General features: G+C 61.1%; 12 protein-coding genes. 5 read left to right on the top strand and 7 right to left on the bottom strand.

Annotated elements, in window-relative coordinates:
- Positions 1–14: 14 nt before the first annotated feature.
- On the bottom strand, positions 15–1,331 hold the full coding sequence (locus BLS41_RS28045) for an aromatic ring-hydroxylating oxygenase subunit alpha (RefSeq protein WP_074770701.1): 1,317 nt from the start codon (positions 1,329–1,331) through the stop codon (positions 15–17).
- A gap of 291 nt (positions 1,332–1,622) precedes the next feature.
- Between BLS41_RS28045 and BLS41_RS28040 the strand changes: the two genes are divergently transcribed.
- The 4 genes from BLS41_RS28040 (at position 1,623) to BLS41_RS28025 (ending at position 5,980) form a co-directional block, all read left to right on the top strand.
- The gene (locus BLS41_RS28040) at positions 1,623–2,744 is read left to right on the top strand and encodes an FAD-dependent monooxygenase (protein ID WP_074770699.1); all 1,122 of its coding nucleotides are present in this window, start codon (positions 1,623–1,625) and stop codon (positions 2,742–2,744) included.
- Between the two features lie 40 nt (positions 2,745–2,784).
- Positions 2,785–3,561 carry an IclR family transcriptional regulator gene (locus BLS41_RS28035; RefSeq protein WP_074770697.1) on the top strand — a complete coding sequence of 259 codons (777 nt, stop codon included), beginning with the start codon at positions 2,785–2,787 and terminating at the stop codon, positions 3,559–3,561.
- Positions 3,562–3,847: 286 nt separating this feature from the next.
- Positions 3,848–4,942: a porin gene (locus tag BLS41_RS28030; RefSeq protein ID WP_074770695.1), complete on the top strand. Its 1,095-nt coding sequence runs from the start codon at positions 3,848–3,850 to the stop codon at positions 4,940–4,942.
- Between the two features lie 75 nt (positions 4,943–5,017).
- Positions 5,018–5,980 carry an AraC family transcriptional regulator gene (locus BLS41_RS28025; protein WP_074770693.1) on the top strand — a complete coding sequence of 321 codons (963 nt, stop codon included), beginning with the start codon at positions 5,018–5,020 and terminating at the stop codon, positions 5,978–5,980.
- Positions 5,981–5,999: 19 nt separating this feature from the next.
- On the opposite strand, the gene BLS41_RS28020 is transcribed toward BLS41_RS28025, so the two are convergent.
- The 5 genes from BLS41_RS28020 to BLS41_RS28000 all read right to left on the bottom strand — a co-directional run bounded on the left by BLS41_RS28020 (position 6,000) and on the right by BLS41_RS28000 (position 11,236).
- Positions 6,000–7,625 (bottom strand): methyl-accepting chemotaxis protein, encoded by a 1,626-nt coding sequence (locus BLS41_RS28020; protein ID WP_074770691.1) that lies wholly within the window; start codon positions 7,623–7,625, stop codon positions 6,000–6,002.
- A 216-nt stretch (positions 7,626–7,841) separates the two neighbouring features.
- Entirely contained in the window at positions 7,842–8,720 is an 879-nt protein-coding gene (locus BLS41_RS28015; RefSeq protein WP_074770689.1) for an ATP-grasp fold amidoligase family protein, read from the bottom strand.
- A gap of 603 nt (positions 8,721–9,323) precedes the next feature.
- Complete coding sequence (locus BLS41_RS28010) at positions 9,324–9,683, bottom strand: superinfection immunity protein (RefSeq protein WP_074770687.1); 360 nt, start codon at positions 9,681–9,683, stop codon at positions 9,324–9,326.
- 42 nt (positions 9,684–9,725) lie between these two features.
- Positions 9,726–10,004, bottom strand: a complete 279-nt coding sequence (locus tag BLS41_RS28005) for a hypothetical protein (RefSeq protein WP_074770685.1) — start codon at positions 10,002–10,004, stop codon at positions 9,726–9,728.
- A 215-nt stretch (positions 10,005–10,219) separates the two neighbouring features.
- A complete protein-coding gene (locus BLS41_RS28000) occupies positions 10,220–11,236 on the bottom strand; it encodes an alcohol dehydrogenase (protein WP_074771238.1) in 1,017 nt (338 codons plus the stop codon).
- A gap of 658 nt (positions 11,237–11,894) precedes the next feature.
- On the opposite strand from BLS41_RS28000, the gene BLS41_RS27990 reads away from it, so the two are divergent.
- Positions 11,895–12,326, top strand: coding sequence for a CBS domain-containing protein (locus BLS41_RS27990; protein WP_074770683.1), 432 nt, complete (start codon positions 11,895–11,897; stop codon positions 12,324–12,326).
- 66 nt (positions 12,327–12,392) lie between these two features.
- Here BLS41_RS27990 and BLS41_RS27985 read toward each other — a convergent pair whose 3' ends face one another.
- Entirely contained in the window at positions 12,393–13,517 is a 1,125-nt protein-coding gene (locus BLS41_RS27985; protein ID WP_074770681.1) for an MBL fold metallo-hydrolase, read from the bottom strand.
- Between the last annotated feature and the right edge of the window lie 11 nt (positions 13,518–13,528).

The following is a 13,528-nucleotide window of genomic DNA, read 5'->3' as shown; positions in this document are numbered from 1 at the left end:
GCTTCGACACGCCGTCAGGTCGACTCGGCTTCTTCTTTCTGACGCGCACCGTGTACGGAGAAGAACCGCGCGCGGTTCACCTTCTGCCCAATCGCCGCTTCATACGCGTCGCGAACATGGTCGGGCTGTCCGTATTGCCCGATGAAATCGCGCAGATACGCACCGAGCAGCGGATGCGCCGATAACGCCTCACGCGTCATGCCGCCGAGCATTTCGTCGCGACATGCCGACGGCAGAAAGACGTTGTGATTCGCCGCGCTATCCGTGATCAAACCCTTCGGCGTCTTGCCTTCCGCGACGGCTTCGAGTTCTTCGAAGAAGCGTCGACGCAGCATCACGATGCCGCGATCGCTCGCACCGAGTGTCTCTTTCGTGCGATCGGTAATGGCACCCTGGCCGACCCATGCAGCGAAGTCCTGATTCGCGACGTGGCTCGTGATCCAGTCGCCGTTTTCATCGCGTATGGGTCCGTACCAGGAGGGAATCTTCTCCTGCACGTACGGCTCCTGTTCCTTCGGCACCTTGTTGAATACCCACAGCAGACTCAGCGTGTTTTCATCGTCAATAGGCACGCGCCATTCGAAGTGGTGTCCGAGATAAAACGCATTCGGCCACAACGTCACGCGTCCGGTGGTCCACATCGGGTTCTGTTCGGTTTCATGCGCGCGCAGACGCTTGTAGACGAAGCCGTAGTCGAACTCCTCGTACTTCGTGCTCAGGTGCGTCGGCACATGTTCGGAGTGACTGTCCTGCTGACGCTCGGTCCAGTTGTTATGCGTCCACTCGAAGTGGATCGGATCGATCGAGTTTTCCTGGCATTGAAACCAGTTGCACGGAATCTCCGCCATCACGACCTGCGCGAAGCCGTTCGTATAGTTGAAGGGCTCCCAATCCGGCAATTCCGGTGCGGGCGCGGGACCCATATACGCCCAGATCATGCCGGCCTTCGCGCGCACTTCATACGCGGTGATCTTCGTCTTCTGACGAAGCCGTGCGTCGACATCGACAATCTCTTCATACGGCTGATGCGTGCACTGGCCTTTCGCATCGAACTCCCAGCCGTGATACGCGCAACGCAGACCACATTGTTCGACGAAGCCGAACGCGAGGTCCGCATTGCGATGCGGGCAACGCCGTTGCACCAGGCCGAATTTGCCGCCCAGATCCTTGAACAGCACGAGGTCCTCGCCGAACAGGCGAATCGGCCGTACGGATTTCTGGTCGAATTCGCTGACTCCCGCGACCGGGTGCCAGTAGCGGCGCAGATAGTCGCCCATCGGTGTGCCCGGACCCACTTCGGTCAGCAGCTTGTTCTTTTCGTGACTCAACATGTTTTGTGTCCTCGAAGGTTGAAAACCTGGCGGCGCCGTAGTCGCGCACTGCCAGCGATGAGCAAATTCTTGGCGACGCCCCTGGTTCGCACAACCTCCTCAAAATCCAAAAAGGTTGCCGTTCGTCTCACGCGCTGCTGCGCTTCGTTCGCCCGATGGGGCGGGTTTTTCCTGGTTTTTTTCTGCTTGCCGTCAAAAATAATCTTGCCCAGAATGCATGTTCATTTATGTTCTATATGTTCAAAAATGAACAGATAGAGCGCGCTGACGTGACACAAAGTGAGAAAAGACATGCTGAAGATCGGAATCATCGGTGGCGGGATTGGCGGGCTGGCGGCGGCAATCGCTTTGCGCAAGGCGGGGCATCGGGTCACCGTGTTCGAGCAGGCGGAGCGCTTCGGGCGCGTCGGGGCGGATATCAACCTGACGCCGAATGCGGTCCGCGCGCTCGACGGGCTCGGCGTCGGCGCGCAATTGCGCGAGACGGCGGCGCGGCCCAACGCGCGCATCAGCCGGATGTGGGACACCGGCGAGGAGACCTCGCGTCTCGCGATGTCGGACGAAGCGGAGCGCAAATACGGCGCGCCGCAATTGACGATGCATCGCGCGGACGTGATGACGGCGCTTGAGCACTCGCTTCAGCCCGGCGAGCTTCAACTCGGCAAGCGCACCGTCTCGTTCGACCAGACCAAAGACAGCGCGACCGTTACGCTCGCCGACGGCTCGACGAACGCGTTCGACCTGCTGCTCGGCGCGGACGGCATCCACTCCGGCGTGCGCAAATTCCTGTTCGGCGACGAGCGTCCGCAGTTCACCGGCATCGTGTCGTATCGCGCGGTGGTGCCGGCGGAACGGCTGAGCGGCGGCGATCTCGGCGCGTTCGTCAAATGGTGGGGGCCGACCGACGATCTGCAGATCGTCACGTTCCCGCTGAACCGTGGTCGCGACGTGTTCATCTTCGCGACCACGTCGCAGAGCGACTGGACCAACGAATCGTGGACCGCGCCGGGCGACCCCGACGCACTGAGAAGCGCGTACGCCGCGTTTCATCCTGAAGCAAAGGCATTGCTCGCCGCGTGCGACACGGTGCTCGCGTCGGCGTTGTATATTCGCGATCCGCTGCCGAAATGGACCGGCGAACGCATGGCGCTGCTCGGCGACGCCTGCCATCCGATGATGCCGTTCATGGCGCAAGGCGCAGGCATGGCGATCGAAGATGCGGTCGTGCTGTCGCGTGCTTTGACCGATGTTTCACCGGACGGCCTCGGCGTCGCGTTGTCTCACTACGAACGCGCGCGTCAGGAACGCACGGCGAAAATCCAGATCGGTTCGCGCGGCAACAACTGGCTCAAGACCGGCGGTAACGCCGATTGGGTCTACGGTTACGATGCGTGGTCCGTGCCGCTGGCGTGACCAGCCGTGCAAAACCGCGCTAACACATGAACGCGTATAGATGACAGAACCATCCGACAATCCGAAGACTGGTGACAACTCGGCATCGCCGGTGGAACGCGCGTTCCGCCTGCTGCGCTTCATTGCCGAGGGCGGTTCGACCGCGAATCTCAGCGACGTCGCGCGGCAGATCAACGTGAACCGCGTAACGGTCATGCGTCTGCTCGACTCGCTGAAAGCGGCCGAATTGATCGAGGCCAATCCACAGGGTGGATCGCATCGGCTGGGCATGTCGTTTCTGACGCTCGCGGCGAGCGCGCTCGGGTCGTCCGATCTGATGGCGCGCGCGCGTCAGGTGCTGCCGGGGCTGGTCGAACGGACGGGGTTGTCCGCGTATCTGGCTGTGCTCGAAGGGGCCGAGATCATCTACCTGCTATGCGAGACACCGGACACGCCGCTCGTGAGCCGGATCCGCGTGGGCAGCCGGATTCCCGCGCATCGAGCAACGCCAGGACTCGCGATGCTAGCGAATCTGCAACCGGCGGCACTCAACGCGCTCTACGCCGACGATTCCAGCGACAACGCCAAACCCGACTGGAACGCGCTCGATCAGGCACTCGAAACGGTTCGAAAAAACGGCTGCGCATGGAGTTTTTCCGGCCTCGAAGCGGGCATCGATTCCTGTGCCGCTGCGGTCAGGAACAGCCAGGGGAGCGTGTTGGCGGCACTGAGCGTCGCGGGTCCGAACACCGCTTTTTCATCGGATGAATCGTTGCGCGACACCGTCGAGATCAGCGTGAAAGCCGCTGCCGATGCGCTGTCGCGTTCGAGTCTCTAACCCGCTGTTTCGCCCTTGGTGAGTCGCCCGCCGTTCTGACGTCGCCGAATCAAAAACGGGACGATCGGATACTTTTCCGGGAGCCAAGGTCCTTGGCGCATATTTTTGCGTCACCAAGAATCTTCGCATCTGCTTGCCATGATGTGCAGAAAGACCGGCGAGCGATGCGCGATGTGCATCAAAGGAACGCAGCTTCTTCTTGCACCGCGCTTTGGGGAGGTCGATCGGCGTCGATTGCCTCCAAACCCACAATGATAAGCATTGCTGCGCAAAGGTTTGGTGAAACATGAAGGTGACAAGAACGGCTTTTTCCGCTTCATTGATGGCAGCAGTCTCCGTGCTCGCAACCGGCTACGCTCACGCGCAAAGCAGCGTGACGCTGTACGGGATTGTCGATACGGGCGTGCAGTACTACAACAACGCGGCAGGAGGCGGCTCGCTCGTCGGCATGCCCACGTTGACCGGCGAAGTGCCGTCGCGCTTCGGGCTGCGCGGCATCGAAGATCTCGGCGGTGGCTACAAGACATTCTTCGTACTGGAAAACGGCTTCGCGATGAATAGCGGCGCGCTGAATTACGGCGGACGCCTGTTCGGCCGCCAGGCGAATGTCGGCGTGAGTTCTCCGTATGGCTCGCTGACACTCGGCCGTCAGATGAACATGTCGATGTACGTGCTGACGAACGCCGACGTGATCGGGCCGTCGATTCACTCGATGGCGAGCTTCGACAGCTATCTGCCCAACGCGCGCAGCGACAACGCCGCCGGCTACATGGGCAAGTTCAGCGGCTTCACGGTAGGCGGCACGTACAGCACCGGACGCGACGCAGCGGGCCCGGCGGGACCATCCGCGACAAATTGTGGCGGCAACGTCGCCGGTGATTTCGTCGCGTGCCGTCAATACACGATGATGCTTGCGTACGACGCGTCGCAATTCGGCGTCGCCGCTTCGTACGATGTGATGCGCGGCGGCACGGGCGCATCCGCGCCGCTGTCGAACCCGGCTTACACCGACACCCGGACGATCGTCGATGGTTACGCCACGTTCGGCTCAGCAAAAGTTGGCGGCGGCTGGATTCGCCGCAATACGTCGGCGGCCGTGCATAGCCAGTCCGACATCTATTTTCTCGGCGCCACGTACCACGCAACGCCGGCGCTATCATTCGATGCACAGGCGTTGCGCTATCTGTTGCGCGAGACGTCGGACTCGACGCTGTTCGTCGCGCGCGCGAATTACCTGTTGTCCAAACGTACGATGGTTTATACGTCGGTCGGCTACATGTCCAACAGTTCGCGCGGTGCGGCGGCGGTGGCGGCGGGTGGGTCGGTCGGCACCGGAGAAAACCAGCTCGGTGTGATGGCGGGCATCCAGCAGCGCTTCTAGCATCGGCGGCGCGCGTCTTCTGAATGCACTCAGTCAGGACCGGCACCACGACAGGAAGATCCACGGAGACTCACAATGGCAACAGATCTTCTGAGCGATATTCTGGCCGATCTGCGGGCGGACGCTGTCGTGACCGGGCGCTTCACGTTGAGCGCGCCGTGGGCGATCCGCAAGCCCGCTGTATCCGGTGCGTCATTTCGGATGTGTACCGGCAGTCCCTTTTATCTCATCGTGGCAGGCGAGCCGCCGGTGTATGTCAAACCCGGCGATTTCGTGTTGTTGCCGCACGGGCATGAGCACATCATGGCGTCGTCGCTCGATGTGCGGCCGGTGCCTTTCGATTCGCTGATGGCCGACAAAGGCATTCACCCGCGTTTCGACACGCCGCTCGAATTTACGGCGGGTGGCGGCGGCGAAACCAGCGAGCTTTACACCGGCATCGTCGTGTATCGCGACATCATGCGCAGTCCGCTGTTCTCGGTATTGCAGACACTGATCCACGTGCGCGCCAATGACCCCGCCGTCGCGCCGTGGCTGGTCAGCACGCTGCAAAGCTTCATTCAGGAATCGATGACGTGCCAGCCCGGCTGGGCGATCGCCGCATCACGGCTCGCGGATGTGCTGTTCGTGCAGCTATTGCGCGCGCATTTGCAATCGACCGCGGACAATTCCGGCTGGCTGCGCGGTCTCGCCGATCCGCAGATTGGCCGCGCGGTGGCGCTGATTCACCGCGAGCCGCGTCGCGACTGGAGTGTCGCGGGACTCGCGGCGGCGGCGGGCATGTCGCGTTCGCGATTCAGCGCGCGCTTCACCGAGCTGGTCGGCGATACACCCATCGGTCATCTGACCGCGTACCGGATGTATCTCGCGAGCGGTGAGCTGACGCGCGGCAGACGCACGCTGATCGAGATTGCGGAGAACGTCGGGTATACATCGGAGAAAGCATTCGCGCGGGCGTTTCACCGTTGGGCCGGTATGGCGCCGAGGCGATATGCGCGCAGTGTGCGGCCTCTGGACGACCTCGGCGCGCACACCTGAGGCCGCATCAAGGCACCGGTCAGAAAGTCTGCCAGTCCATGCCGGGCTCGGCCTTGCTCCGCGGCGAGGCGGACGGACGAAACGCCACCGCATTCGCACTCGCGCCCAACATCGACTCATCGCGCAACTTGAACACCGCCACCGCATCACGCAGCGAATTGGCCTGCTCGGAAAGCGCCTGCGCCGCGGCGGACGCCTGCTCCACGAGCGCCGCATTCTGTTGCGTGACTTCGTCCATCTGCATGACGGCGATGTTGACCTGATCGATGCCCGTGCTCTGTTCCTGCGACGCCGATGAAATCTCCTCGACGATATCGTTCACGCGCTGCACCGATCCGACGATATCGGCAATGATCTGTCCCGCGTCGCCGACGAGTGCCGAGCCCGAGTTCACCCGCTCGCCCGATTGCGCGATCAGCTCCTTGATCTCTCTCGCCGCCGTCGCGCTGCGTTGCGCAAGCGTGCGGACTTCGCCCGCGACCACTGCGAAGCCGCGTCCCTGTTCGCCCGCGCGCGCCGCTTCGACCGCCGCGTTGAGCGCGAGAATGTTGGTCTGGAAGGCGATCGCGTCGATCACCGAAATGATTTCCGCGACCTTGTTCGAACTGTCGGTAATGCCCTGCATGGTCTCGACCACCTGGCCCATCATGGCGCCGCCGCGCGACGCGGTCTGCGATGCCGTGCCGGCAAGTGCGGAAGCCTGCTGCGCATTGCCCGCGTTCTGGCGGACGGTGGACGTGAGTTCTTCCATGCTCGCCGCCGTTTCTTCGAGCGACGCCGCCTGCTCTTCGGTACGGGTCGACAGATTCAGATTGCCTGCTGCGATTTCAGCGCTGGCCGTCGCGACGCCTTCGGCATTCAGGCGCACTCGCGCGACGACGTTCGACAGGCTCGCCTGCATCTCCTTCAACGCGCCGAGCAGTTGGGCAATCTCGTCTTTGCCGCTGGAATACAGGTCCATCGACAGGTCGCCCGTCGCGACAGCGCGGGCGCAATCCAGCGCACGGCCGAGCGGCCGCGAGACGGTGCGGCTGAACAGAAAGCCGCCGATCATCGACAGCGCGAGCACGACAAGCATCAGCACGACGCTGATTTGCGTTGCGTGACGCGCGTCGATGGCGGCCTGGGCGGATACCTGCGCGCTGTCGTCGGAAATTTTCTTGACGGCCTGTTCGAGAAGTGTCGAGGGTTCGCGGTCCACGCCGGCCACGGCGGTGTCGCCGGCAACCGGATCGAATCCCGCCGACTTGAACGCCTCGAAGCCCTTGCGATATCCGTCGCCCATCGACGTGTGCGCCGCCGAGAACTTCTCGATCAACGCGCGGCTTTCGCCGTCGGGCAGCTTCGCGTTCAATTGGGCGGCGAGCGCGTCGACAGTTCTCTCGCGTTTCTGAAAGGCCGTCCAGTATTTGTCGAGTTGTGCGGGGTCCTTGCCGCGCAGCAAGGTGTCTTTCCACTCCTGCACCTGGAGCTTGAACGCGACGAGCGTGGCGGACACCATGCGCTCGTTGGCGACGTTGTCCTGCACGGTGACGCTGTACGCGTCGATCGATTGATTGAGGGCGAAGATGCCGTACAACGCGCCCGCGAACATCAGCAACAGGGCGACGGCGAAGGCGAGAGGGATTTTAATGCTGAGTTTCACTGAGGATTTCTCGGAACGATGGGTCGCGGCGGACGCGCGAGCGGACCGCAGTTTATCGGCCTGGCGGCGAGAAACTGAAGGTGATTTCGGCTTTCGTTTTATTACGGAGAAAATCGCGTGAAAACTACGCGAAAAGCGAAGTGATATGCGTGCGATGCACGCCCCCGCATTGACCCTTTAAGAACGCGAACGCATGGCTGTGTGCATAGTCGCGTGTCACGTCAAAAACTGCCCCCACTCGAAATCGACGCAGTCGGGCCGCATCGGAACTACGCCCGCGCCGGGGGTGAAGGTTAGCTCGCCAAAATACACATCATTGTTCGGCGCATACAGGTCGACGCGCACGTAATTGAAATCCGCGGAGAGCACGGCTGCGGTTTCCAGCATCAACTCGAGATTGTCGGGCGGCGGCGAGGGCGTCGCACTGCGAGCGTAGGGTCCGATGCCGACCTCGAGATGATTCCACTGCGCGTCGTAAACATCGCCTCGGGTATCGTCTCCGAAGCGATCCGAGATCACGACGATGAACATTCTCGGCCTGCCTGCTTCGCCACCGAAGCAATGTACCTTGTAGTCGGCGGGAATCCGGCCCCGTGCGTCGAGCAGCAGATCTTCGAAGAAAATGCGTGGCTGGATCTGCCGGTAGTGACGTTCGCGCGCGATCTTGTAGAAGTCGGTAGACATCCATTGACTCGCGAGACGCTGCAAATTTTCAAACGTGATCTGCTTCTTGTCCCTGACCACTTCGACAAAGCTGCTCCCGTGATTCGCCTTCATCACGAAAGAGTCCGGCAACGTATCGAAGACTGCTTGCGTGAATACATTCGGCGCAGAGATAAGCGGGACGAGATGTTTTTCGCCGACCTTGGACCTGACATATTCGCGTACCGCAAGCTTGTCGGACAATGCGCCGTACCGCGGATCAGGCCGCAAACTGCGTTGCAGGATCTTCTCGTTGAAGGTCGTCGGTCGAAATAGTTTTGGGAAGCGGCCAACGTGCTTCCGGTGCAGAAGACTCAGGAAAATTGCATCGGGAAGAAGCTGCTTCGCACTGTCCTTCATCCGTCGAACCAGCGCGTCGGGTGAGCGGGGCATGGTGAGTCTCCCAACAATGACCTGTCATTCGTGAGTCGTCAGGCAGGTTCGCAGATAACCTGATTTTGTCTTCCGGATTCGACTGTCGGGCTGCTTTCACATCGTTCTAGCAGCGAGATTGTCGTGTTGCTACGGCGCCGCAAATTTCGCCTGAGCGTCTTTCGAAATGTCGCGCACCATGCGCGTGCACAAGTCTTCAGCAGACGAATACAGCCTTGTTGCGCTGAAGCATAGGCGCGAGAAAAGCGATTGGAAGCGGGTGGCACAAAACGAAGAGATATCGGCTGATTAGGTTGTACGTTTTGACTCTATGGAGGTGCGAGAGAAGTGCCAGGTAGAAATGTGACCGCATCGCCAGATGCGACTTGGAAGTTGGCGCGTCGCGATATTGCAGAAGGTATCTGCGAAATGAACCGGATTGGGGAAGCAGAGGGAGCTCGCAAGCGTGCCCGAAATTAGTGCGGCTGCGCGCAATGATGCGAATTCAACAATTGCGGGCGCATGCGGGTACTACGCACTTGCCACGATGAGATGATTTTCCTGCGTAAATCCAGCCATATTTGGAAACGGACGTCCTGAAGTGCCAGGACGTCCGCTCTATTCCTAAAACCTTTCCTGCCGATTAGTGTTCGCCGCAATGCGTGCCACGATCGGCACCAGACGCGGATTAAACATCGGAATCGAGCTTTTCCGGCTTGATGCGCGGGCCACGATTGCATCGATCGTGACGCGGGCGACCGCGCGTTGTGCCCGTTTCGCGAAGTGCCTCATGCGACGATCGCTGACAGGGTGGCGCGCCCACACCAGCGCAGCGAACCAGCCGATCACCGTCCATCCGAGCAGGATGTTCACCATGGTCACCGCGAACGCATCTTCGCGTTCTCTTGCATCGGCGATGATCGACGGCGCGAGGTAAAGCATCACTGCGCCGAGGAACACTGCACCTTCGATAATTTTCAACATGTCGACACCTCGCTACAACCCTGGTCAACGAACCATTTCAGATTAGTGTTTCGAGTACAGGCGACCAGACGACCCAACCGTTTCGCGGCTACCGGATTCCGACGACGACGCGACCACGCCGCCATACGAATCGTTCACCGAACCCACTGCGCTGTTGTTGTGTTCCACAGCGACGGTTTGCGCGCTCTGGCCTCGTTGCGATGCAGGCGCACCGACCGAAGGGCGATATGAAGGAGCCGGACCATAACCGCTGGCAAATGCCGGCGCGGCGATCGACGTGGCTGCTGCGACGAGCAATGCTGCAAGAAGTTTGTTCTTCATGATGACTCTCCAATCCAGTTTGAAAGGGTGCCGCGAGTCGGGTGAGACGTACGCGGCTGATGGATTGGAGTTTAGATGTTGCCTATCTTTTTTCTATACCGATAGGTTGAAATCACAATTGCTGTGAATCGAACAATGCTGATGACGGTTGGCGTAAGGGCAAAAAAAGGGGCCGATATTACGACCCCCTCCCGCCCAGCCGGGCAAGCCGCCGTTCACGCAACCTTCAACACCACCCGGAACCGAGCCGCGCCGCTCATCATCCGGTCGTACGCTTCGGGCGCGCGGTCGAGCGGAAACTCTTCGATCATCGGCTTGACGCCGGACAACGCGCTGAACGCGAGCGTGTCCTGCGAATCGGCGGACGTGCCTGACGGCCATCCCTGAATCGAGTTGCGGCCCATGATGAACTGCGCGATCGGAACCTCGACGGGTTCTTCTGAAATGCCGACCATGATCAGCTTCCCGTTCAGTCCCAGGCCGCCGACCGCCGCGCTCATGGCCTTGCCGCTCGTGACCGTCGCGAGAATCACCCTGGCGCCACCGAGCTTCGCGAGTTCTTCGGGAATACTCTGCGTTTTACTGTCGATGTAGTGGTGTGCGCCGAGTTGTTTCGCCAACGCGGCCTTGTCCTGTCCACGAGCGATAGCCACGGTGTTGAAGCCCATCTTGCGCGCGAACTGCACGCCGAGGTGTCCGAGTCCGCCGATACCGAGAATCGCGACCACATCGCCCGCGCGAGCGCCGCTATTGCGCAACGCGTTAAACGTGGTGATCCCTGCGCACAACAACGGCGCTGCATCCGCGTCGGACAGATCGTCAGGAATACTCGCAAGCGCTTCGACCGGGGCGACGACGAATTCCGCATAGCCGCCGTCGTAGCTGATGCCGGGCACCTGGGCTTTTTCGCAGAGAACGAAGTCGCCTTGACGGCAACGGGCGCATCGTCCGCAATGGCCGCCGTGCCAGCCCACGCCGACGCGCTGTCCCACTTTCCAGCCTTCCACGCCCGCGCCGATCGTGTCGATGACACCGGCTATTTCATGGCCCGGTACGCGTGGAAATTGCAGACCCGGCCATTGGCCCTCTTTGGTCAGCGAATCGCTATGGCATATTCCGCACGCCTGAACCTTGATGCGAACCTGCCCCTCGCCGGGTTCGGGAACATCCAGTTCGACGAGCTTTAACGGACCTCCCGCTTCCGCTACCTGTACCGCCTTCATTCTGGCCATGGACTTCACCTCGCTGGTCGTCGTCATGATCGGCATTCTGAAGGGATGGACCGGTTGCTTCGCCATCCCGCAGCGTTGATTGAACACGCGCAAATGCAGCGCCGCGCTTCACGCGCGTCGATGTCGCCTGTTGACCATAGTTGATAAACAGACGGAATCCAACCTGTCGAATCGCGGCCGATGGGCTCAGTCGCGCCGGTGCATCGCGCTAATGACGAAACGCGAAGTGGGAGGCGGGATGTGGCTCATCGCTGGTTGCCGTGCGTTTGCATGCAGGCAATCCGGCGCAACGGCGAGTCAGTGCTGACCCGCGTTCAGCAGCATCCAGATTTGCCGCGTGGGCGGGCCGGCGAGCACTCGCACGAAGGCGCCGCGGCATCGAACGCAGGTGTAATGCTCTTCGACTCGCGTCTCCCCCGCAGCGCCCATGCCGTTGAGTGAAAGCTCCGGGTGCGGAGCGTCAGTGGAAGGTTGTCCGTAGAGGTCGGCGCACTTGGCGCAAGGTTGAATCCAGAGGTCCATCATCAGATTGCCAGTAATTGCGGCCGTTGCCGACCAGATTTGCAGGTTGGTGCAATATATACGTCCTCGTTCGAAACGGGTCAGAAAAAGGCGCGCGATGCGTCAACTCACCACTGAATCGGAAAGTAAAAATACCATGCGCATAGAAGAAATCATGACGCCGCGAGTCGTCACTGTCGGATTCGACGACACGTTGGCGTCAGTGAAGGAGATCTTCGATGCCGTGAAGTTTCATCATCTGCTGGTTGTTGAAGATGGTGAACTTCAGGGCGTCGTGTCCGATCGCGATTTGCTCCGGGCGATGAGCCCGTTTATCGGAAGTGTCGTAGAGACTCAGAGGGATGTTGGAACCCTCGGTAAGAGGGTGCATCAGATAATGAGCCGCAAGCCGGTAACGTTGCGGCCCGATGCGAGTGTGGAAGACGCGGTCAGGCTTTTTCTTGCGCACGAGATTTCGTGCATTCCTGTGGTTGATGAGAAGTTTCGGCCTGTGGGTATTGTGAGTTGGCGCGACATTCTGCGAACCATGGGCGGTGAAGCCAATAGCGCCCCGGCGGATGTAGCTTAAGAAAGCGACACTCATTCCACAACGGGCGATATCGATGCGTCGATATCGCCCGGACAACCATTCGCTTCAGGAATTCGCCTGCCCGGCGCGGCACGAAAATCGACGGCGGGACGCCTTCGGCGTGTCCTCGACCTCGACCACGTTGCGCCACCAGCGCTCGCCCCGATGCGGCGCGGCGAGATCCAGCCGCTCGCCCATGCGCGGCGTCGACAGCGTGATGCCGCGTGCCGCCGCGAGGCCGATCACGCGCTCAAACGGCTCGTACCAGCGATGCATCGCCAGATCGAATGTGCCGTTATGAATCGGCACCAGCCAGCGGCCACGAAGATCGACGTGCGCCTGCACGGTGTCGTCAGGCTGCATGTGGACGTACGGCCATTGGGCGTCGTAAGCGCCGGTCTCGACGAGCGTGACGTCGAACGGACCGAGACGCTCGCCGATCGCCTTGAAGCCGTCGAAATAGCCCGTGTCGCCGCTGAAAAACACCCGCAAGTCCTGATCGACGATCACCCATGACGCCCACAACGTGCTGTTGCCGTCGAACAGACTGCGGCCGGAGAAGTGTTGGGCGGGCGTCGCGGTGAACGTCAGTCCGTCGATTTCCGCGCTCTGCCACCAGTCGAACTGACGCACTTTTTTCGCGTCGATGCCCCATTCGATCAGCCGGTCGCCGACGCCGAGCGGCGTCAGAAACACGCCCGTCGTGGCGGCGAGCGCGAGCACCGTGTCGCGATCGAGATGGTCGTAATGATCGTGCGACAGAATCACGCCGCGCAGCGGCGGCAAGTCGGCCAGCGCGATGGGCGGCGCGTGAAAGCGCTTGGGACCGAGCCGCCGGAACGGCGACGCGCGTTCGGCGAACACCGGATCGGTCAGCCAGAATTCTCCGCGCAGCTTGAGCAGCAGGGTGGAATGTCCGAGCCGGTACAGGCTGCGGTCGGGCGCGGCTTCGAGTTGCTCACGGGTCAATGCGTCGACCGGGAGCGCGCCTGTCGGCACGGTGCCGGACGGCTTCCTGAACAGCATGTTCCACATGATGCGCAAGGTCTTGCCGAAACCTTCGACCGGACGCGCCCGGACGTTGCGAAAGCGCTCGCCGTCATGTTGCGCCGACGTGTGCGACAACGCGCGCCCGCGTTTCGCTGCGGTAAAACCCAGAGTACGGCCGAGGAAATCGCTGAACGAAGTCATGAAACGTCCCA

Origin of the sequence: Paraburkholderia fungorum, assembly GCF_900099835.1 — a bacterium.
GTDB classification, from domain to species: Bacteria; Pseudomonadota; Gammaproteobacteria; order Burkholderiales; family Burkholderiaceae; genus Paraburkholderia; species Paraburkholderia fungorum_A.
The sequence above is the reverse complement of the archived record's forward strand: the minus strand, read 5'-3'. Positions and strand labels throughout refer to the sequence as shown.

Bases quoted from the DNA above. Each gene is read 5' to 3' on its own strand.
- BLS41_RS28045 (WP_074770701.1), bottom strand. From the start codon at position 1,331: ATGTTGAGTCACGAAAAGAACAAGCTGCTGACCGAAGTGGGTCCGGGC.
- BLS41_RS28040 (WP_074770699.1), top strand. From the start codon at position 1,623: ATGCTGAAGATCGGAATCATCGGTGGCGGGATTGGCGGGCTGGCGGCG.
- BLS41_RS28035 (WP_074770697.1), top strand. From the start codon at position 2,785: ATGACAGAACCATCCGACAATCCGAAGACTGGTGACAACTCGGCATCG.
- BLS41_RS28030 (WP_074770695.1), top strand. From the start codon at position 3,848: ATGAAGGTGACAAGAACGGCTTTTTCCGCTTCATTGATGGCAGCAGTC.
- BLS41_RS28025 (WP_074770693.1), top strand. From the start codon at position 5,018: ATGGCAACAGATCTTCTGAGCGATATTCTGGCCGATCTGCGGGCGGAC.
- BLS41_RS28015 (WP_074770689.1), bottom strand. From the start codon at position 8,720: ATGCCCCGCTCACCCGACGCGCTGGTTCGACGGATGAAGGACAGTGCG.
- BLS41_RS28010 (WP_074770687.1), bottom strand. From the start codon at position 9,683: ATGTTGAAAATTATCGAAGGTGCAGTGTTCCTCGGCGCAGTGATGCTT.
- BLS41_RS28005 (WP_074770685.1), bottom strand. From the start codon at position 10,004: ATGAAGAACAAACTTCTTGCAGCATTGCTCGTCGCAGCAGCCACGTCG.
- BLS41_RS28000 (WP_074771238.1), bottom strand. From the start codon at position 11,236: ATGGCCAGAATGAAGGCGGTACAGGTAGCGGAAGCGGGAGGTCCGTTA.
- BLS41_RS27990 (WP_074770683.1), top strand. From the start codon at position 11,895: ATGCGCATAGAAGAAATCATGACGCCGCGAGTCGTCACTGTCGGATTC.
- BLS41_RS27985 (WP_074770681.1), bottom strand. From the start codon at position 13,517: ATGACTTCGTTCAGCGATTTCCTCGGCCGTACTCTGGGTTTTACCGCA.